Below are 17,364 nucleotides of genomic sequence, written 5' to 3' on the forward strand. Positions count from 1 at the left end.
AAGGCGGGGGTGGGCGGCACGAGCGACCAAGAGGCCCGGCTCCAGCGGCCGGGGGCACCGTCAGGGCGAAACGCAAGTGGAGCACCCCAAGCGAAGCGCCGGGGTTGCCCCAGGTCGCGACGGGCCTAGCCGGGAGCGCCGCCTACACCTGCCGCAACGGGAGAGGCCACGAACAACGCCGCCGCGCCAAGCGCGGCGACCATCAGCCGTTCAGAGAACGGCATGCGCCAGGGATCGAAGCCGAATGGCCGAGACGCCTATGCGGCTCGGCGGCGCAGCCGCGAGAGCGCAGCCGTGCGCCTAGTGCGCGGGGTGCCCCCTACTTCCCGAAGGCTAGCTGTCTGGTCTTCCAAATGCGTGAATCGCCTGGGCAAGTCCGTCGCTTGCAATCCACCGCGCCCGTTCAAGGTGCGAATGCCAGCAATGCTGTGTGCCCACCTGCTCGGGATCGAGTTGCATTAAGGCCGATGCGACGTCTTGCCAATGCCGTCCTGCAGCCTCTGCATCCAGCAACTCTGCATATAAAGCGAGATTGATTTGGTCATATCGCGTGAGCGGGCCGCGGGGAGCGACCTTCATCAAAGCGCCCTTCTCTGCCATCGTTTTCGCCTCCATCTCACATGTCATAACGAATAGGAACGATCGTTCCTAGAAGGATCGTTCCTCTGAACTGACCATTCTTCGATGGAATTGAAGGATGTCCTCGCGAGAAATCTCCGCCTGTTAAGGCAGAAAAAAGAGATTACGCAGGAAGAGCTTGCGGACCGAACTGGGCTTAGTTCCCGTTATGTGGGCTCGATCGAGCGTGCCCGCGTCTCTGTGAGTATAACGGTGTTAGGAAAGCTGGCGCTGGCGATGGACGTTGATCCATGCGAGCTTATTCGCAATGGCACGGCTGCGCGGTGATTTTCAGCAACGCAACAGCTTGAGATAGCCTCCAGCAGCCATGTCGCGAGCGAGAGCGATCAGCCGCCGACATTGCGACTTGAGCGATCCACCAACCCAGTCGTCCCGGACACGTTCAAGTCCGAAGATCGAGATGCCGACATCCCGGATGCTGGCCCCTTCGGCGAGCGCATCATGGACATGGAGAGCAAGGGCCTGCCTTTCCATGCGGCAGCCGGCAGGTACAGGACGTGCCGGCAACTGGCCGTTCCGCCATAAATGATAGAAGCGCCGCAGTGCGGCGACCATCGGCTCCAGGTCGCTTCCGTCCTCAAAATCATGGACTAGCGATACCGGCCCATTGAGAAGCGACCCGCAAACGACATCAATTCTGAGGGTTTCAGCACCATCGCGCAGCAGAACATGCTCGATGCCTGTCCTGCATACCACTCTCGCGTTCGCGCCGCAGTGGGCTAGGTCGAAGGGCGGACTTCGTGATCCCGACAATGGCAAGGCCATGACCTTCAGGACCGATGGATCACAGTCCGCACTCCACAAGATGGAAGTGTCGCTCCAGGGAAGAGCGGCGTCCGGCAGGTTTAGGCAGCCCCAGCGCACTATGCTCGAGTCGGACGCTGCATCTACGATCGTCACTTTATGCCCAGGCTCTTGCCGGCATGGCGAAAGCTGCCGGTAAACCGGATCCCGCCGAAGCCATTCCCAGGCAAGATCGGCAGGACCAGCGGCAGACAGGCTGCAAGGAGAGGGGGCGGAAGGCCAGGAACATTTCGCGATCCCGGACATCGCGCTTCACCAGCGATGTTACGCCTTAGCCCTGTTCGCCTAACTGCCCCCTGACAAAGGCCGCGATCGCCTCTTCCTGGTCTGGGCGGAGCGCATCAACCGCCGGAAGATGGTCGGGCACATCGCCGCGCAACAGGATCGAGGGGCACTGTCCTTCGACATTGCCGAGATTGGGTCGATGCTGGGCGTACCCGACCAGCGCTGCGAGGTCGGACGAGAAATGGCGGGCGACTGCCGGCGGATAGACGAGCCACTGCAACTCGAAGGGTTTGAGCCATCCAAGGCAATAGCTGATGATGATCCCGCGCCGGGGCGCGGCACTATGGTTGCCACCCCCGCCATGGAGGGTCGAGCCGAGGAAAAGCAGCGCGTCGCCCGGCCAGAGTTCAGGCACGAACGCATCAGCCTCGCCCATCTCGACAACATCTGGTTCGACATGGCTCCCAGGCCAAAGCCGGGTGCCGCCATTCGCCCGGGTGAAGGCGTCAAGCGGCCACATGACGTTGACCAGATATTCCAGCATCCCCTTGGGACCCGCCCACATGTCCTGGTCGCGGTGCGGGACCTGCGCCAAGGCGCCCGGATGGATCTCGATCGCCTGCGTGAGATTGAGGGCGATCCGGTCGCACCATGGCAAGAGCATTGTCTCGACAATGGCCCTTATGCGCGCATGCATGACGAGATCGGCAACAAGCGGCTCGCGGGCGATCAAGGCTCCAAATCGCTTCGTCCGCCGCCCGTAGAAATCCCCTTGGCACATGGGCGTCGCAGCGAATTTCGAATCGAAGCTGCGATTGATCCCTTCGATGAATTCGGGCGCGACCGCCTGCCGGATGACGCAATAACCCTCGCGGGCAAGCGTGCCGCTTGCCCGATCAATGGGGGCGCTCATAGCTGCACCTGCGATTGGGTGTCGACATAGGTGCCGGTCCAGCGCAGTCGCGCAGGCGTATCACGACGAATATGGGCCGCGAAGGCGCCGACCAGGCTGCCATGAACATGCATGGAGGGACCCAATGGCTCGGCAGACCAGCCCATCGCCAACACCTCCTTGCGGAAGGGTTCGGGGATAATACCGGTGAGACAGGTGATGCCACGCGCCAAGGCGAAATCCACCATGGCGGAGATTAGGATGTTGCGGAGCTGCCGGCGGCGCTCCGCCCCATGGCGCTGCGGCAGGCAGAGCCGCGTGCTTTCCCAGATGGTCGGTCCAACCGGCACGCCGCCGGGACAAAAATGCGAGAACAGCTCGGCGAGCATATGCGGGCGGGTAGACGGAATCAGCCGAATCGAGGCCTCATGCTCGCCGTTCTCATTTGCCGATATGATATAGGTCGTGCCGACCGTATCGAACTGGTCGATCTCGCACTTTCGATTTATCACCGGGACGTCCCAGCCGAGGCAATCCACGAAAAGGCGCTTTCGGTCTGCGAACATGGACCGAAGGAGTTGCTGGTGCCCCGCTGAGAGGTGATCTTCGACAAGGTGGATCATGGTCGTCTCCGCTGCCTTGGTTCAGGGCCAAGGAAAGCAGCGGGACTGCAGCGCAGATAGAACGAGCATTTACTCGGTTTGACGAGGCTTGAGTTCGTCCAATCCGATCTCTCCAGCCAATACGGCACTTACCACCAGTTCGGCGCGGTCATGGGCGTCGAACAGCCGGCGGGCTTCGGTCAGATAGCCGTCGACAGTGCGTGGCGTCAGGCCCAGCTCCCGGGCAATTTCTTTGTTCGAAAAGCCCCTGCCAGCAAGCACGACACAATCCCTGGGCCTGGGATGAAGCCTTGGCGCCGGACCGATCAAGGGGCTGGCCAGCAGCATCCGGCGTGCCGCCTGGAAGGCAAAGATGCCTGTGATCTGGGCGAATCCCAGGTAGCGCGAGGCAAGTTGCGGATCGGTCGCGCCAGCAAATGTGCATGAACCAATGCACTCTCCGAGCAGGACATGAGGCACAGTTATTCCCTCGTTCAGGCCATGCCCAGCGCCGAATTCGAGGGAATGGCGATCTTGCCGGGTGAAGGTGATGATCTTGTCGAGATCGGACCAGAGGAAGGCCCCATCAGAAAAGAGGCAGCCCCGAATGACGGGATCGCGCCGAAGCTGGCCTTGATCGAACAAGCGGTCAACAATGGCCGCGGGATAGTCCCTGATATCGACCCGGTCGGGACGCTCGCCAGCAAGAGGGTCATGATGGATGAGGGCAAAGTGCCGAAAGCCGATTTCACTCGCCAAGCATGTCATCAATGCCGCGAGTTCCTCGCGCGATGCGACCTTCCGCAGCGCGCGAAGCAGATCATCGGCCAAGGCTGCCAGTTGGCCCGCGTCACCGATCAAGGCAGACCCGGAGGACCTCCTCCCATTGGGCCTTTAGACGGCACATCAGGAGAATATGGTTCCCGACAAAGATGGAAGGCATTTCATCATTCCTGATGGAGCCAATGTCTGGCCGGCCTCGCCGTCAGACCGAAGTGGGCGATTGGGAAAAGAGCAGGGCCGGAAACGCCGCTTCCGCGGCCTTCCAGCCCCTCCAGACCGCTCAGATGAACGGAACCACGGACGGCTCTGAGGGCGTTTGGTTCTCAGACTGAGCCGGCCGGCCTGGAAGCCGTGGAAGCACGGCGGCTAGGATGGCGGACGCGACTGAGAACAACCCTAAGGCCAGGAAGGTCAGATCGATACCGCTCGTGATGTTAGTGAGCGTCATGATGGCCAGCGGACAGACAAACTGGCCTAGGAACATGAAGGTGATGAGCAAGCCGCCGCCTCGGCCCCGTGCATGCGGAGGAAGATCGCGCATGGCGGCCGCCTGAAGGGCGGGCGTCAGCAAACCACACCCAAGTTGATTAACGAAGGCACAGAGCCCGACCGCAAGCACGGAGGGCGAGATGGCCATTCCGACCAGTCCGGCGCCGCCGACAATATACGATCGCGCCAACAACTGCGGCAGCGTCCGACTGGAGAGGAAGCGGAATAGATAGGAACCGATCGGATTGCCGATGCTGGCCACAGCAATGATCGCACCGATCATGACGGTGGAGGCTTCGCCACGTGCCGAGAGGAAGACCGACATCTGGAGTGGAATGATGAAAAAGAGGATGGAGGACAGGAAACCGAGCGCGCAAACAGCGACGAACTGCCTTGAGCGCAATATCTTCGGCATCGCCTCTGCTGAGATGTTTTCCATCGCCGATCGCGCCGCGGGTTCCCAAGCTGTCAGCGCCACGAAAACAGCTATGAAGAAGCTGAACCCATAGGCCGCAAAGGGCGCACGCCAACCATATTGACCGAGCGCGCCCCCTGCCAGGTAGAGAAGGGTCGCGGCGAAGGCGCTGAAGGCGCCATTATAGGCGAGCCAGCGATTGCGGCGTTCACCCTCGAAATAATCGCCGAACAAGGCGAAAGCGGCCGTCATGATGACGGATTCGACGAGGCCGACGCCTGCCCGCGATGCGATGATCGCGGGCAAGTCGTCCAGGATGAGCGGCGCCATGCCGAATAGGCCGTAGAGCAGCAGTGCTCCCAGCAAGGCACGCCGGCGGCCGAAGCGATCCACAATTAACCCCGCAAAGGGGGAGAACAGCGCGATGCACAAGGCAGGCGCCGTCATGGCGATCGACACGAGATAGGCTCCGCCCGGCACATCGGCGAAGGCTGCATTGAGCAGCGACAGGTTGGGCGAGACAAGCACCACGCCCATGGCGGGAAGCGTCCCCGACAGGAGCAGGGCGATGCCCTGCAAAGGGCCGGCTTCCCTGGTTTGCGGTTGTAGGCTCATGGTGGCTTCTGCTTCTGTCTCGCCCATCTTTCGCCTCACATCCGATAGTTCAGCGAGATGCCGACGGTGCGGAAGGACGTGGTCCCGAACTGGTGCCAATAGTCACCGCCCCCTGCCGCGTCGCCATAGGCACCAGCAACTGGATCGGCCGTGATCCAGGTGGGGATACGCTTGTCGAACAGGTTCCTCACGAAAAGGCTGGCATCGACGCTGTCACCAAAGAGCTTGGCGCCGATGGACGCCCCGACGATCACCGAACCTCCGATACGCATCTGCGGATCGAGGTCCGCGGTGTAGCGGAATGCGCTGCGATAATAGCCGTCCGCCTGGACGTAAATCGTGGCATCCGACGAGACCGCGGCCTCGTACCGCCCCGCGAGTGTCCCGGTCAGCTTGGGCGCAACGACCAACTGGTTACCGCTGACGTTCGTTGACCCGTTGGGCAGGCAGACATTGGTGCCCGACGTACCGGTCGGCTGGCCCGGGTAACAGGGAACCGACCCGAAGTTGCGATATTCCGCCCGATTGTAGGTAACACCGCCATTGAAGGTCAGGCCATCAATCGGCAGGGCGCTGAATTCGAGTTCCACGCCGCGGGTGCGCAGGTCGCCTGCGTTGACGGTCCGGTAGGCCAGGGTGCTGCCTGCCAGAACCTGCGCCTGGTATCCGGAGAAATCGGTCCGGAACAGCGCCAGGTTGAGGCGCAGCCGGTTGTCCAGCAAGGTCGACTTGATGCCGATCTCGTAGCTTTTCGCGATTTCCTCGTCGACCGGGGTAACGGCTACCTGGTCGAAGGTCGGGCCCTTATAGCCGCGGGAATAGGTGGCGTAGGCCAAAGTCTGGTTGTTGACCTCATATTGCAGACCCAGGCGGTAGGAAAAGTCGTCATTCTTCACTGCCACATTGTCGACGCCAAGGTCGGCAAGCGGGGCGAAGGCATTGGGGTTCGTCCGCGAGCTGTAAAAGCGAAGCTCATCATGGGTGAAACGTCCACCTGCCATGAGCTTGATCTTGTCCGTGATCGCCCACTGGCCTTCAGCAAAGGCGGCGGCCGACTTGGAGCGGGCCCGAAAATCGAGGACGACCCCAAGATTGCTCATCCCCGCCGGCGGCGCCGGGAGCAGTGTCTCGAGATTGCCCCCCTGGGTCAGGAACTCCCGCGCATTCACATAGAGATAATAGAGGCCGGCCTGGAAGGTGAAGGGACCGGTACCGGGCGAGGTCAGGCGCAGTTCATTGGAGAACTGCCAATAATCCCGTCCACCCTGGTTCTGGTCGAATAGCGAAAGCGAGGTCGAGTCCGTGTCGAACTGGAGGCTGTCCTTGTAGCTGCGATAGGCAGTGATATTCGAAAGCGAATAGCCATCGCCCAGGTCATAGCCCAGCGTTGCCTGGATTCCGCCCAAGTCAAAGCTGTTGGTCGTGCGGGCATTGCCCGAAACCAAGCCATTATCCTTTGAAGGGATGACGCCGTCGGCACGGCTCGCCGTGTCGATGACCCCGCCGGGCGCCGCGAAGCGACGGATCAGGACGCTGCCGCCAGGACCTTCCTCATGCGCGATGTCGGCCGCAACATAGAGTTGCAAGACATCGCCTTCGACCAGATATTTGGCCCGGGCGCCATATTCGGTGAGGCCGAGATTCTCGGAACGGTAGACATTCTTCGCAAAGCCGTCCTGCCGGGTGACGAACCCGCTGACGCGCAATGCTGAATTGGACGACACAGGCATGTTGCCCGCCATTTCGAGCGTCGCCTCGTTCCCGGAAGTGACCGAGTTGGTCTTCCCCCAGGTGGCATGCGCGAGAAATTCCGTCTTGCCGATCTTCGGCTTGGCGGTGACGATGTTGATAAGGCCGGCAGACGCATTCTTGCCGAACAACATGCCCTGCGGACCGCGAAGGACTTCGACGCGATCCAGGTCGAAGAACTGCACGACGCCCATCGACGGGCGGCTCATCACGACATCATCGATGACGACAGCGACGCTCGATTCCACCTGGGGGCCATAGACGGCCGTACCGACACCGCGGATCGAGAAATTCTTGGCACCGACCTGGCTATTGACGGTCTGCACCTGAAGGCTTGGGGCCAGCTGCGGCAGCTGGGCCGCCTCGAAAATCTGGTGCTGCTCCAGTGCATCAGCGCTGGCAACACTCACGGCAACCGGCACCTTCTGCATGCTTTCACTGCGCTTTCGCGCGGTGACAACGATATCAGACAATCCGCCCGTGGCGACGCCCTTTTCTTGAGCGAAGGTTGGGATCGAACCGCAGAGCACCACGGCCGTTCCCCCCAAAAGCCAAAATCGAAGACTACCCATCATATCTCCCCTACTTATATTAGCGCTAATTTTATTAAAGCTGACCTGTTTTTTCGATCGTCCGCGGATCCTCAGCCAAGAGCCCAGCGAACCGCCCGCGCGATGTCCCCAAAGGCCTCTCGGACAGCCGGAAGTTCGGCGGAAGCGGACAGGAACCCATGCGGGGCGCCAAGATAGCGTCGCGCCATTACCGGCACCCCCGCCTCGAGCAACCGGTGCGCATAATCCTCCCCATCATCGCACAGGGGATCAATTTCGGCGGTAAGGACGAACGCCGGCGGCAGGCCTGAGAGGTCGCTGCAAAGATGGGGTGCGGCCTGCGGATCGACCGCATCGGCCTCGTCGCGCAGATAATTGCCCATGGCCCAGGCGACATCAGCGGTAGTAAGACCTGGAGCATCCGCATGGCGCCGGAAGGAATCGCGTTCGCGCGAAAAATCTGTCGCCGGGTAAAACAGGATCTGGAACGCAATTGCCGTGCCTTCACGGCCGTGCAGACGCTGCGCAACGAGAGCAGCTAGATTACCACCAGCGCTATCCCCGCTGATGATGACCCGGCGTGGATCGCATCCAAGCGCCTCGCAATTGTCGAGCAGCCACTCGACGGCAGCCTGGCTGTCATCGGCCGCGGCCGGATATTTATGCTCGGGTGCGAGGCGATATTCAAAGCCGGCAACTACCGCGCCCACCGCCTCGGAAAGGCTCCGACAGACATGGTCGTGGGTCTCCAGATCGCCAAAGGTCCATCCTCCCCCATGGATAAAAATGAGGAGCGGAGCGCCTTTGGCATTCTCCGGATAATATATTCGGGCGGGCAGTTCGCCTGCCGGACCCGTAATCACGCGATCCTCCACACGGGCAACCGGCGCCTTGGGCATGGAAGCCGAAGCCTCGCGCAACAACTGCCGGGATTCCTCCAGCGGCATTTCTGCCAAAGGGGCCTGAAGGACATAGGCTTCAAACTGTGGGTCAAGCGGCACGCATCATCTCCTTGGTGATTCGCACCATCTAACAGTGCAGCAAAAGCCTTGCCAGTAAAATCACATTAGCGCTAATGTTTTTGTTGCATCGACACTGTCGGGTGCCGCTGTTATCGAGCCATGTCCTAGAGGCAGGGTGAAGCCTGCTTGCAGATCAGATGCCTGGAGGTCGAGATTTCCGAAGCAACCACGACGGGTAGAGCACGGCGTAAGCGCGCTGGCGGCGTCACCATGAAGGATGTTGCCGATCGTGCGGGCGTCTCGCAGATGACCGTCTCCAGCATCCTCAATGGCCAAGGATCTTATCGCGACGCCACCAAGCGCGCTGTCATGGCCGCGATCGAGGAGCTTGGCTATACTCCGAACCTGGCCGCCAAGCGCCTCGCAAGTGCTGCGGACAATCGAATTGGCGTGCTGCTGCTGACACCTGCAACACCATATATGCTTGCTGTCGTCACGGCAGCGGTGGAAGCCAGCGGCAATCTCGCTGCCCAGTTGCAGATCGAGCGATGGACCAGCCTCACTGACGCCTTTCTCGCGGTTCGCAAGCTCCTGGCTGCCGGAACACGAGGCGTCATCGTCCCGCCGCCGCTCTCGGCTTCAACGCAATTGCTCGACATGATTGCCGCAAGCGGCGCCATTCCTGTCAGCATCGCGCCTGGCGGCGCGCCGCCAGCGGCTCATTCTTGCGTATGGATCGACGACGAAGCCGCGACAGCCGAAATGACGTCCTGGCTGGTCGGCATGGGCCATCGCCGAATCGCTTTCATCACAGGCGATCCCGAACATGCTTCCACAGGCTTTCGCCTCCAGGGGTATCGAAGGGCAATGGAAGAGGCCGGGATCGATCCCTCCGACCAATTGGTCGTCCAGGGAGACTATAAATGGAAGTCCGGGCTCGAGGCGGCAGAGGCGCTCCTTGGCAAAGCTGATCGCCCAACTGCGATCTTTGCAGGCAATGACGACATGGCGGCAGCTGTCTTGTCATTCGCCCATGGCAAGGGCATCTCAGTGCCGGACGAGCTATCAGTCGTGGGCTTCGACGACACGGTTCTGGCAACGGCCGTCTGGCCAAAAATCACGACCGTCAAACAGCCTGTCGAGCAGATGGTGCAGCTAGGCGCCGAAATTCTGCTCAAGGAACTCCAGTCCGGCCGCAAGAGCCCGAAGATCGTCCATCGCCAGCTCGATTTCACGATCATGGCCCGAGAGTCTGCCGCCCCGCCTCAATAGGGCGCGCGCAGCGAAAATTTCCGCCGGCCGAAAAAAACCATCGACAAAGCTTCGTCACGCAATACATTAGCGCTAATGTGATTCGCTGAAGGAGAGGTCATGAGGGAGTTGAAGATCGTCTCGGACGATGGCGCGAAATCAGTGCCGTTCGAGCCTGAGCGGCTGGTCATCGCTGGATGGACCGGACGCGATGAGGCCGTGCTGGAGGCACATATTCGGGAACTGGAGGAGCTTGGGGTAAAGCGTCCAAGCTCGGTCCCTGTTTACTACCGCGTAGACCATGCGCTCCTGTCGACTCGCCCTGCCATCCAGGTGGTTGGCCGCGAAAGCAGCGGCGAGGCCGAGGTCGTCTTGTTCAAGCACGAGGGCGCTCTCTATGTCGGCCTTGGGTCGGACCATACCGACCGGGCGCTGGAGGCTTTTGGGATCAGCCTGTCCAAGCAGGCCTGCGCCAAGCCGATCGCTGCTTCGGCATGGCGCTGGCAGGATGTATGCGGACATTGGGACCAGCTGCAGCTCTCATCGCATACGGTTGAAGACGGCGAACAATTCTACCAGCATGGTTCGGTGGCCGGGCTACGCCGCCCCGACGAGTTGCTGGCGCTCTATGAACGCCAGCATGGCACAGTACCGAACGGCTTCGCCATGTTTTGCGGCACGCTGCCGGTCTCGGGCGAAATTCGATTTTCCGATCGTTTCACCATTGCCCTCCACGACCCGGTCCTCGGACGCACTCTGCGGCATAGCTATGCGATCGAGGCACTGCCGGTGGCCGAAGCATGATCGGATGCGCCAGCCAGGTCCGCGTCGAGGAGGCGCTCGCTAAGCTCGATAGCGATGCCATGCGCTTTGTCCTGACGACCAGGCTCGATGAAGAAGCAAGAGGATTTGCCGAAGCGGCGGACGCGCGGCGAGCCGCAAGGTCGCGCGCGCCCTATCTGGGCATGCCGGTGACGGTGAAGGACAATTTCGACCTCATGGGGCATCCCACCACGGCAGGCTCGCGCCTCCTTAGGGACGCGCCCGTGGCGAGACGCGACGCTGTCGTCGTCCAGCGGCTACGCGCCGCCGGTTTCGTCCTGCTCGGCCGCACGAACATGACGGAGTTTGCCTTCTCCGGCCTCGGCATCAACCCGCATTTCGGAACCCCTGCCAACCCTGCCTATCCCGGCGAGTTGCGTATTCCCGGCGGCTCATCCTCCGGCGCAGCCGTCTCGGTCGCGCTCGGTCTGACACGGGTTGCGGTGGGCACTGACACAGGTGGCTCCATCCGCATCCCCGCTGCGCTCTGCGGAGTAACGGGCTTCAAGCCAACCGCGGCTGCCATCAGCCGGGATGGCGTCCTACCGCTCTCGACCACCCTCGACGCGGTCGGGATCATCGGCGAATCAGCCGCGGATTGTCGGGCCCTCTTCGACGTGCTGCGCGATGTTCCGGGCAAGCCGTTCGCGGTGCCTGCCCATCGCATTCGCCTGGGCGTGGTCACCAATTACGTGATGGAGGGCGTCCAACCTGAGGTAGCAGGCCCGTTCCATGCGGCCCTTGCTCGGCTTGGGGCAGCAGGAGTGGCGATCGAGCCTATCGAACTGCCACCGCTCGATCGCCTTCCATCGCTTGTGAAGGATGCGACCTTCCCGGCGAGCGAGTCGGCAGCCTGGCACCAATCCTATCTCGATGCGGGCAGGGGCGCCGAATATGATCCCAAGGTCCTGGCACGGATCGAGGCAGGAAACAGGATGGGCGCGGCGGCCTATGCGCGCCTCGTCGAGGGCCGAAAGGCCTTCATCGCCAACATGGCCGAGCAACTCAACGGCTTGCACGGCATCGTCTGGCCGACAGTGCCCGTGCTCGCTCCCAGCATCTCGGAGCTAGAGGATGATGCGGCCTACCACGCCGCCAACGCCTTGATGCTGCGCAATTCCACGATCGCAAACCTACTCGATGGCTGCGCGATCTCCCTCCCTTGCCCCGAGGCTGCACGCCCCGTGGGTCTGACCATCGCCGCTCTGGCTGGCTCGGACGACCTCCTCCTGGGGGTGGCCGAGACATGCCAAGGCGTACTCAACCAGAAGGACTGATGATATGCCCGTGACAAAAGAACATCGCGAATTCCACGCGATCGCCATGTCGGGAGACGGCTGGCAGCTGCCCGAGGGCTATAAGCCAGGCGGCGGCGTTGACGAAAAGATCCTGTCAGGAAGCCTTGACCCCGAACAGCGGCAGGGAAGCCGCACGCGCCTCCTGCGCTTTCAGCCTGGCGTATTCACCACCAAGCCCTTCGTGCATGACTATTGGGAGGAAGTCTTCCTGCTCGAGGGCGACCTCACCGTCGGCAATGACGAAGAAGGCAATGGTGGCGAAGCCTTTGTCGCCCCGACCTACGCCTGCCGCCCGCCCGGCGTCTATCACGGTCCCTTCAAGTCCGAGGGCGGCTGCCTGCTGCTTGAGATCCATTATTATGACCCGGCCTGACCAAGCCGACGGCCGCCTGCACGCTAAGCAAGAAAGGCCAGCCCTGGAGATGACCGCCAGCCGACCGGAACTGCTGGTCGACGGTTCTGACCAGTTGCTGCGCCGGACGATCCAGGACGCTCTGGGCTTCAGCATCCACCTGCAGGAGCTGCGCGCTGGGCTGGGCCAAGCAGCCGGACTTTCGGGTCCGGCCTATTCCATCCTGGTCGCCGTCGAGCATCTCAGTCGAAAGGCAGACATCGGGATCAACCTGCTGAGCGACTATCTCCACCTGTCGGGCGCCTTTGTTACCACGGAGGTGAACAAGCTGGTTGGCGCCGGACTGGTTACCAAGGAGCCCCATCCGGCGGACCGCCGCCGGGTGATCATGACCTTGACCGCGCAAGGACGGGGTTTGCTGGCGGCAGTCGGCGATCTGCAGCGCTCCGTCAACGACACCATTTTTGGTGCACTGGCACCGGGAGAGTTGCGCGCCCTTTCCGACAGCCTCGCCAAGCTCGTCGGGGGTTCGCAGGACGCCCTTGCACTTCTGCATGTCCAGGCCCGTCGAAGGAAGACAGCATGACGACGCAACAGATGGCCGGCTTCGAAGCCCGCGCCTTTCGTGACGCCCTCGGTCAGTTCGCAACCGGCGTCACGGTCATTACCGCCGAAGCCGATGGGCGCGAGCCCATTGCCATGACGGTGAGTTCGTTCAACTCGGTTTCGCTCGACCCTCCGCTCGTTCTCTTCAGCGTCGGGCGCGAGGCCCCCAGCCTTCCCGACCTGCTTCAGGCCGAGACTTTTGGGATCAACGTCCTTGGCGCCCGGCAAGCAGCCATATCCAACCAGTTTGCCGGGGGAAGACCCGACAAGTGGGCCGGCATTGATCCGATCACCGGGACTACCGGCTGCCCCTTGATCGAACCTTCCCTCGCGGCGTTCGAATGTCGGCATTTTGCGACCTATGATGGCGGCGACCACGTCATCATCGTCGGACGGGTCCTGGATTTCCGGACCGAGCCCGAAACCACCCCCCTCATTTTCTTCCGCGGCGGATATCACGCGATCGCCTGCGGACCGGCTCAATGATGATCGAAAGGCACAAGATATGAAAACAGGAAGCCAACACCTCGCCACGCTACGCGACGGCCGTTCCATCTACATCGACGGCAAGCTTGCAGGCGACGTCACTCAGCATCCCGCATTCTGCAATTCGGTCGCGTCGGCCGCCCGGCTCTACGACTTCCAGGCAGCGAATCCCGATTTGATGACTTTCACGAGCCCGTCGAGTGGCGAGCGGGTAAACCGGGCGTGGGACCTGCCGACCGACTATGAAGGCCTGGTGATGCGCCGCAAGGCGATGGAGGCCTGGGCAGGCACGCATTACGGATTCATGGGGCGATCGCCCGACCATGTCGCCTCCTGCTTCGCCGGGATGATGATGGGCATCGACCTGTTCGAGAATCATGACCGGGCGCGCGCTGGGGCGCTTGCGGACTATTTCCGCTACGCCCGGGACAATGACCTCTTCCTCACCTATGTGATCATCAATCCGCAGGCGGATCGCTCCAAGTCCGCGCATGAGCAGGCAGACCCTTATCTGACAGCCGGGATTGTCGACGAGGATTCGACCGGGATAACAATCCGGGGTGCCAAGATGCTGGCAACCAGCGGGATCATGGCCAACGAGGTCTTCGTCAGCTGCGTCCAGCCGCTTGGCGTGGGGGACGAGAAATATGCGATCTCGCTCGCGGTGCCGATGAACGCGCCCGGCGTGAAGCTCCTGTCCCGCAAGTCCTATGAGGCGGCGTCGCCCAGCCAGTTCGACAACCCGTTGGCCAGCCGTTTCGATGAGAATGATGCCGTCATCTACTTTGATGACGTCAAGGTTCCCTGGGATCGGGTATTCATCGCTGGCGATACCGCGATGGTGATGAAGCAGTTCCACGCGACGCCTGCGCACGTACTGCAGAATTATCAATGCCAGGTTCGGCTGATGGTCAAGATGCGCTTCCTCATGGGCATCGCGCGTCGCACGGCCGAGATCAACGGGACGCTTGCCCTGCCGCCGGTCCGTGACATGCTCGGCCAATTGGCCGCCGAAGCCGCGCTCGTGGAAGGAATGGTCCATGGCATGGAGGCGAAGGGCAAGGTTCGCAACGGCTATTACATACCGGATGGTCACCTTCTCTATGCGTCCCAGGTCCTCACGCAGCAGCTCTATTCCAAGGTCATTACCTCGCTGCGCGACCTGGCTGGAGGCGGCCTCATCATGCTGCCCTCGAGCATTGCGGACTTCGTAAACCCGGAAACGGCCGCTCTCATCGGGAAAACGCAGCAGTCGCCGGTGGCCAATTCGCAGGACCGCGTAAAATTCTTCAAGCTCGCCTGGGATGCAATCGGCTCTGAATTTGCGAGCCGGCACAACCAGTATGAGATGTTCTACGCGGGAGCCACCTTCGTCACGAAGGGCCACAGCTTCCGGACCTTCGACTGGGAAAGCTCCACCAATCTCGTCGACACCATGCTCGCCAGCTATGATCTGCACGATGCTGGCATGGGCGTGGCCGCCTGATTGCCAACACCTCTCCTTGGCAATCGGCAACACTGTGGGCCGGGAAGCAATTCCCGGCCCCTTTTCATGATCCGCCCTTACGCAGGTTCGGCCAAAGGACCGACAAGGCCTGCGGGCGTCTCAATCTCGTCCATTCCGCCGCCCAAGACTTTAAGACCCGGGCCAATGCAGGGGCCGCACTGGCACCGCAAAGGTAGCCAGCGGCATCAGCCGGTGCCTGCTGCGCCACGCACCTTTACGCGATGCTTGGCCAGCCCGCAGACCAATGAGTCGAGTGCGGGCGGAGGCCCGCATGACCCCTACAAAACTCCTGATCGGGCAAATCCTGATCGTGCTTGCTATCATCGTCGCGAGCATATGGATCGCGACCCAATGGGCAGCAGCGCAGCTCGCCTACCAGCCTGAGCTTGGTGCGCCCTGGCTCCTGCTTTTCGGGCAGCCGATCTACCCGCCTTGGTCGCTATTCCCCTGGTGGTTTTCGTTCGACGCTTATGCGCCGGCGATCTTCGACGAAGCAGGGACGATCGCGGCGGCGGGCGGCCTCATTGGCTGCGTCGCTGCCATCTTCGGATCAGTCTGGCGGGCTCGGCAGTCAAGCAACGTCACCACCTATGGCTCGGCGCGCTGGGCAACGCACAAGGATATCAAGGATGCCGGCCTTCTCGTCGACCGCGGCGTCGCGATCGGTCGCGTCGGGTCCGATGACCTTCGCCACGATGGTCCCGAGCATGTCATGGCTTTCGCGCCAACCCGCTCAGGCAAGGGCGTGGGCCTCGTCGTTCCAACGCTGCTCTCCTGGACAGGCTCGACCGTCGTTCATGACATCAAGGGCGAGAATTGGCAGCTGACCGCCGGCTGGCGCTCGCGCTTCTCGCACTGCCTGCTGTTCAATCCGACCGATGCCCGCTCGGCGCGATACAACCCGCTGCTCGAGGTGCGCCGCGGCATAAACGAAGTCCGCGACGTCCAGAACATCGCCGACATCCTTGTCGATCCGGAAGGTGCCTTGGAGCGCCGCAGTCACTGGGAGAAGACCAGCCACGCTCTGCTGGTCGGCGCGATCCTCCATGTCCTCTATGCGGAAGAGGAAAAGACCCTCGCCCGGGTCGCCACATTCCTCTCCGATCCGCAGCGCAGTTTCGCAGCGACCCTGCGCCGGATGATGGCCACCAACCATGTGGGCACGGCGGATGTACCGCTTGTTCATCCGGTTGTCGCCTCTGCCGCCCGAGAACTGCTCAACAAGAGCGAAAACGAGCGTTCGGGTGTGCTGTCGACGGCCATGTCGTTCCTCGGCCTCTATCGCGACCCCACTGTTGCGGCAGTGACCGCGGCCTCTGACTGGCGGATCGCCGACCTCGTCGAGGCCCGGCATCCGGTGTCCCTCTACCTCGTTGTGCCGCCATCAGACATCAGCCGTACCAAGCCACTGGTTCGTCTGATCCTCAACCAGATCGGCCGTTGCCTGACCGAAGAGCTTCACGTTCCTGGTAGCGGGGGAGAGATTGGCAACCGCCGTCATCGCCTGCTGATGATGCTCGATGAGTTTCCGGCGCTCGGGCGGCTCGACTTCTTCGAGACGAGCCTTGCCTTCCTCGCCGGCTATGGCGTGCGTGCCTTCCTCATCGCACAGAGCCTGAACCAGATCGAAAAGGCCTATGGCGAACACAACGCGATACTCGACAACTGCCACGTCCGTATTGCCTTTGCGACCAATGACGAGCGCACCGCCAAGCGCATCTCAGACGCGCTCGGCACCGCGACCGAACAGCGGTCGATGCGAAACTATGCAGGGCATCGCCTCGCGCCTTGGCTCGCCCATGTCATGGTCAGCCGTCAGGAGACTGCGCGCGCGTTGCTGACACCGGGCGAGGTGATGCAGCTGGCACCGACCGACGAACTGGTGCTGGTCTCGGGCAGCCCGCCGATCCGCGCCAGAAAGCTGCGCTACTATGCGGATCGGCGGTTTGCCGCGCGCGTCCTACCACCACCGTCGCTGGACGCAGCCCGCGATCAAGACCTCCCCGAGGCACGTCCTGATGACTGGGCGGGGCAGATTCGCGGGGCGGACATGCGCCTCGCTGTGCAGGTCGACGCCGGCGAAGATGGCGATACCGGCGGACTTGAACAGGCCCGCCATCCTGCGCACGAGATCGAACTGAGGATCACGCCCGAACCGGAGGTCGCCGACCCCCTGGGCCTGGGCGAAGACGACACCGATCAGGCGGCCGAACGCCGCACGATGGACCGCGTCCAGGCGCTGGGCACTGCGCGGACCGTCTATGGCATCGACGCAGCCTCCATCCGTCCTGACGACCTGCAGTTGGGGCTTTGACC

The 17,364-nt window shown here is 62.0% G+C and carries 17 protein-coding genes and 1 pseudogene; 9 read left to right on the forward strand and 9 right to left on the reverse strand.

Features of this window, described 5'->3' with window-relative positions; translation table 11 throughout:
- Positions 1 to 333: 333 nt before the first annotated feature.
- Entirely contained in the window at positions 334 to 600 is a 267-nt protein-coding gene (locus tag SKA58_RS13825) for a hypothetical protein (RefSeq protein WP_232209429.1), read from the reverse strand.
- Between the two features lie 84 nt (positions 601 to 684).
- On the opposite strand from SKA58_RS13825, the gene SKA58_RS13830 reads away from it, so the two are divergent.
- A complete protein-coding gene (locus SKA58_RS13830) occupies positions 685 to 906 on the forward strand; it encodes a helix-turn-helix domain-containing protein (RefSeq protein ID WP_009823075.1) in 222 nt (73 codons plus the stop codon).
- Positions 907 to 909: 3 nt separating this feature from the next.
- Here the strand turns inward: SKA58_RS13830 and SKA58_RS19530 are convergent, their stop codons facing one another.
- The 8 genes and pseudogenes from SKA58_RS19530 to SKA58_RS13865 form a co-directional block, all read right to left on the reverse strand.
- The gene (locus SKA58_RS19530) at positions 910 to 1,539 is read right to left on the reverse strand and encodes a DUF2285 domain-containing protein (RefSeq protein WP_198005969.1); all 630 of its coding nucleotides are present in this window, start codon (positions 1,537 to 1,539) and stop codon (positions 910 to 912) included.
- Positions 1,540 to 1,578: 39 nt separating this feature from the next.
- Positions 1,579 to 1,689: pseudogene (locus SKA58_RS20570) on the reverse strand (transcriptional regulator domain-containing protein); the annotation flags it as partial.
- A 25-nt stretch (positions 1,690 to 1,714) separates the two neighbouring features.
- The gene (locus SKA58_RS13840; RefSeq protein ID WP_009823077.1) at positions 1,715 to 2,581 is read right to left on the reverse strand and encodes a phytanoyl-CoA dioxygenase family protein; all 867 of its coding nucleotides are present in this window, start codon (positions 2,579 to 2,581) and stop codon (positions 1,715 to 1,717) included.
- Entirely contained in the window at positions 2,578 to 3,183 is a 606-nt protein-coding gene (locus SKA58_RS13845; RefSeq protein ID WP_037543199.1) for an acyl-homoserine-lactone synthase, read from the reverse strand. The genes SKA58_RS13840 and SKA58_RS13845 overlap by 4 nt, the downstream gene beginning before the upstream one ends.
- Positions 3,184 to 3,252: 69 nt before the next feature.
- Positions 3,253 to 3,993, reverse strand: a complete 741-nt coding sequence (locus SKA58_RS13850; protein WP_232209430.1) for a LuxR family transcriptional regulator — start codon at positions 3,991 to 3,993, stop codon at positions 3,253 to 3,255.
- A gap of 232 nt (positions 3,994 to 4,225) precedes the next feature.
- Positions 4,226 to 5,464, reverse strand: a complete 1,239-nt coding sequence (locus tag SKA58_RS13855) for an MFS transporter (RefSeq protein ID WP_198005970.1) — start codon at positions 5,462 to 5,464, stop codon at positions 4,226 to 4,228.
- A gap of 35 nt (positions 5,465 to 5,499) precedes the next feature.
- Positions 5,500 to 7,788: a TonB-dependent receptor gene (locus SKA58_RS13860; RefSeq protein WP_083784907.1), complete on the reverse strand. Its 2,289-nt coding sequence runs from the start codon at positions 7,786 to 7,788 to the stop codon at positions 5,500 to 5,502.
- A gap of 68 nt (positions 7,789 to 7,856) precedes the next feature.
- Complete coding sequence (locus SKA58_RS13865; RefSeq protein WP_009823082.1) at positions 7,857 to 8,765, reverse strand: alpha/beta hydrolase; 909 nt, start codon at positions 8,763 to 8,765, stop codon at positions 7,857 to 7,859.
- 147 nt (positions 8,766 to 8,912) lie between these two features.
- Here SKA58_RS13865 and SKA58_RS13870 point away from each other — a divergent pair, with 147 nt between their 5' ends.
- The 8 genes from SKA58_RS13870 (at position 8,913) to SKA58_RS13905 (ending at position 17,362) form a co-directional block, all read left to right on the forward strand.
- Positions 8,913 to 9,998, forward strand: a complete 1,086-nt coding sequence (locus tag SKA58_RS13870; protein ID WP_009823083.1) for a LacI family DNA-binding transcriptional regulator — start codon at positions 8,913 to 8,915, stop codon at positions 9,996 to 9,998.
- Positions 9,999 to 10,097: 99 nt separating this feature from the next.
- Positions 10,098 to 10,781: a DUF2848 domain-containing protein gene (locus SKA58_RS13875; RefSeq protein WP_009823084.1), complete on the forward strand. Its 684-nt coding sequence runs from the start codon at positions 10,098 to 10,100 to the stop codon at positions 10,779 to 10,781.
- On the forward strand, positions 10,778 to 12,076 hold the full coding sequence (locus SKA58_RS13880; protein WP_009823085.1) for an amidase: 1,299 nt from the start codon (positions 10,778 to 10,780) through the stop codon (positions 12,074 to 12,076). Before SKA58_RS13875 ends, SKA58_RS13880 begins: the two co-directional genes overlap by 4 nt.
- A 4-nt stretch (positions 12,077 to 12,080) precedes the next feature.
- Complete coding sequence (locus SKA58_RS13885; protein ID WP_009823086.1) at positions 12,081 to 12,470, forward strand: cupin domain-containing protein; 390 nt, start codon at positions 12,081 to 12,083, stop codon at positions 12,468 to 12,470.
- Between the two features lie 49 nt (positions 12,471 to 12,519).
- Complete coding sequence (locus SKA58_RS13890) at positions 12,520 to 13,035, forward strand: MarR family winged helix-turn-helix transcriptional regulator (RefSeq protein ID WP_037543650.1); 516 nt, start codon at positions 12,520 to 12,522, stop codon at positions 13,033 to 13,035.
- An 11-nt stretch (positions 13,036 to 13,046) separates the two neighbouring features.
- Positions 13,047 to 13,541: a flavin reductase family protein gene (locus SKA58_RS13895; protein WP_050763050.1), complete on the forward strand. Its 495-nt coding sequence runs from the start codon at positions 13,047 to 13,049 to the stop codon at positions 13,539 to 13,541.
- 19 nt (positions 13,542 to 13,560) lie between these two features.
- Positions 13,561 to 15,027 (forward strand): 4-hydroxyphenylacetate 3-hydroxylase family protein, encoded by a 1,467-nt coding sequence (locus SKA58_RS13900; protein WP_009823089.1) that lies wholly within the window; start codon positions 13,561 to 13,563, stop codon positions 15,025 to 15,027.
- 292 nt (positions 15,028 to 15,319) lie between these two features.
- A complete protein-coding gene (locus tag SKA58_RS13905) occupies positions 15,320 to 17,362 on the forward strand; it encodes a conjugal transfer protein TraG (RefSeq protein WP_009823090.1) in 2,043 nt (680 codons plus the stop codon).
- Positions 17,363 to 17,364: the final 2 nt, after the last annotated feature.

Source organism: Sphingomonas sp. SKA58 (genome assembly GCF_000153545.1).
In the GTDB taxonomy this organism is placed as follows: domain Bacteria; phylum Pseudomonadota; class Alphaproteobacteria; order Sphingomonadales; family Sphingomonadaceae; genus Sphingobium; species Sphingobium soli.

Excerpts from the sequence above, each read along its gene's own strand:
- SKA58_RS13825 (WP_232209429.1), bottom strand. The coding sequence starts at position 600 with ATGGCAGAGAAGGGCGCTTTGATGAAGGTCGCTCCCCGCGGCCCGCTC.
- SKA58_RS13830 (WP_009823075.1), top strand. The coding sequence starts at position 685 with ATGGAATTGAAGGATGTCCTCGCGAGAAATCTCCGCCTGTTAAGGCAG.
- SKA58_RS13840 (WP_009823077.1), bottom strand. The coding sequence starts at position 2,581 with ATGAGCGCCCCCATTGATCGGGCAAGCGGCACGCTTGCCCGCGAGGGT.
- SKA58_RS13845 (WP_037543199.1), bottom strand. The coding sequence starts at position 3,183 with ATGATCCACCTTGTCGAAGATCACCTCTCAGCGGGGCACCAGCAACTC.
- SKA58_RS13855 (WP_198005970.1), bottom strand. The coding sequence starts at position 5,464 with ATGAGCCTACAACCGCAAACCAGGGAAGCCGGCCCTTTGCAGGGCATC.
- SKA58_RS13860 (WP_083784907.1), bottom strand. The coding sequence starts at position 7,788 with ATGATGGGTAGTCTTCGATTTTGGCTTTTGGGGGGAACGGCCGTGGTG.
- SKA58_RS13875 (WP_009823084.1), top strand. The coding sequence starts at position 10,098 with ATGAGGGAGTTGAAGATCGTCTCGGACGATGGCGCGAAATCAGTGCCG.
- SKA58_RS13880 (WP_009823085.1), top strand. The coding sequence starts at position 10,778 with ATGATCGGATGCGCCAGCCAGGTCCGCGTCGAGGAGGCGCTCGCTAAG.
- SKA58_RS13885 (WP_009823086.1), top strand. The coding sequence starts at position 12,081 with ATGCCCGTGACAAAAGAACATCGCGAATTCCACGCGATCGCCATGTCG.
- SKA58_RS13890 (WP_037543650.1), top strand. The coding sequence starts at position 12,520 with ATGACCGCCAGCCGACCGGAACTGCTGGTCGACGGTTCTGACCAGTTG.
- SKA58_RS13895 (WP_050763050.1), top strand. The coding sequence starts at position 13,047 with ATGGCCGGCTTCGAAGCCCGCGCCTTTCGTGACGCCCTCGGTCAGTTC.
- SKA58_RS13900 (WP_009823089.1), top strand. The coding sequence starts at position 13,561 with ATGAAAACAGGAAGCCAACACCTCGCCACGCTACGCGACGGCCGTTCC.
- SKA58_RS13905 (WP_009823090.1), top strand. The coding sequence starts at position 15,320 with ATGACCCCTACAAAACTCCTGATCGGGCAAATCCTGATCGTGCTTGCT.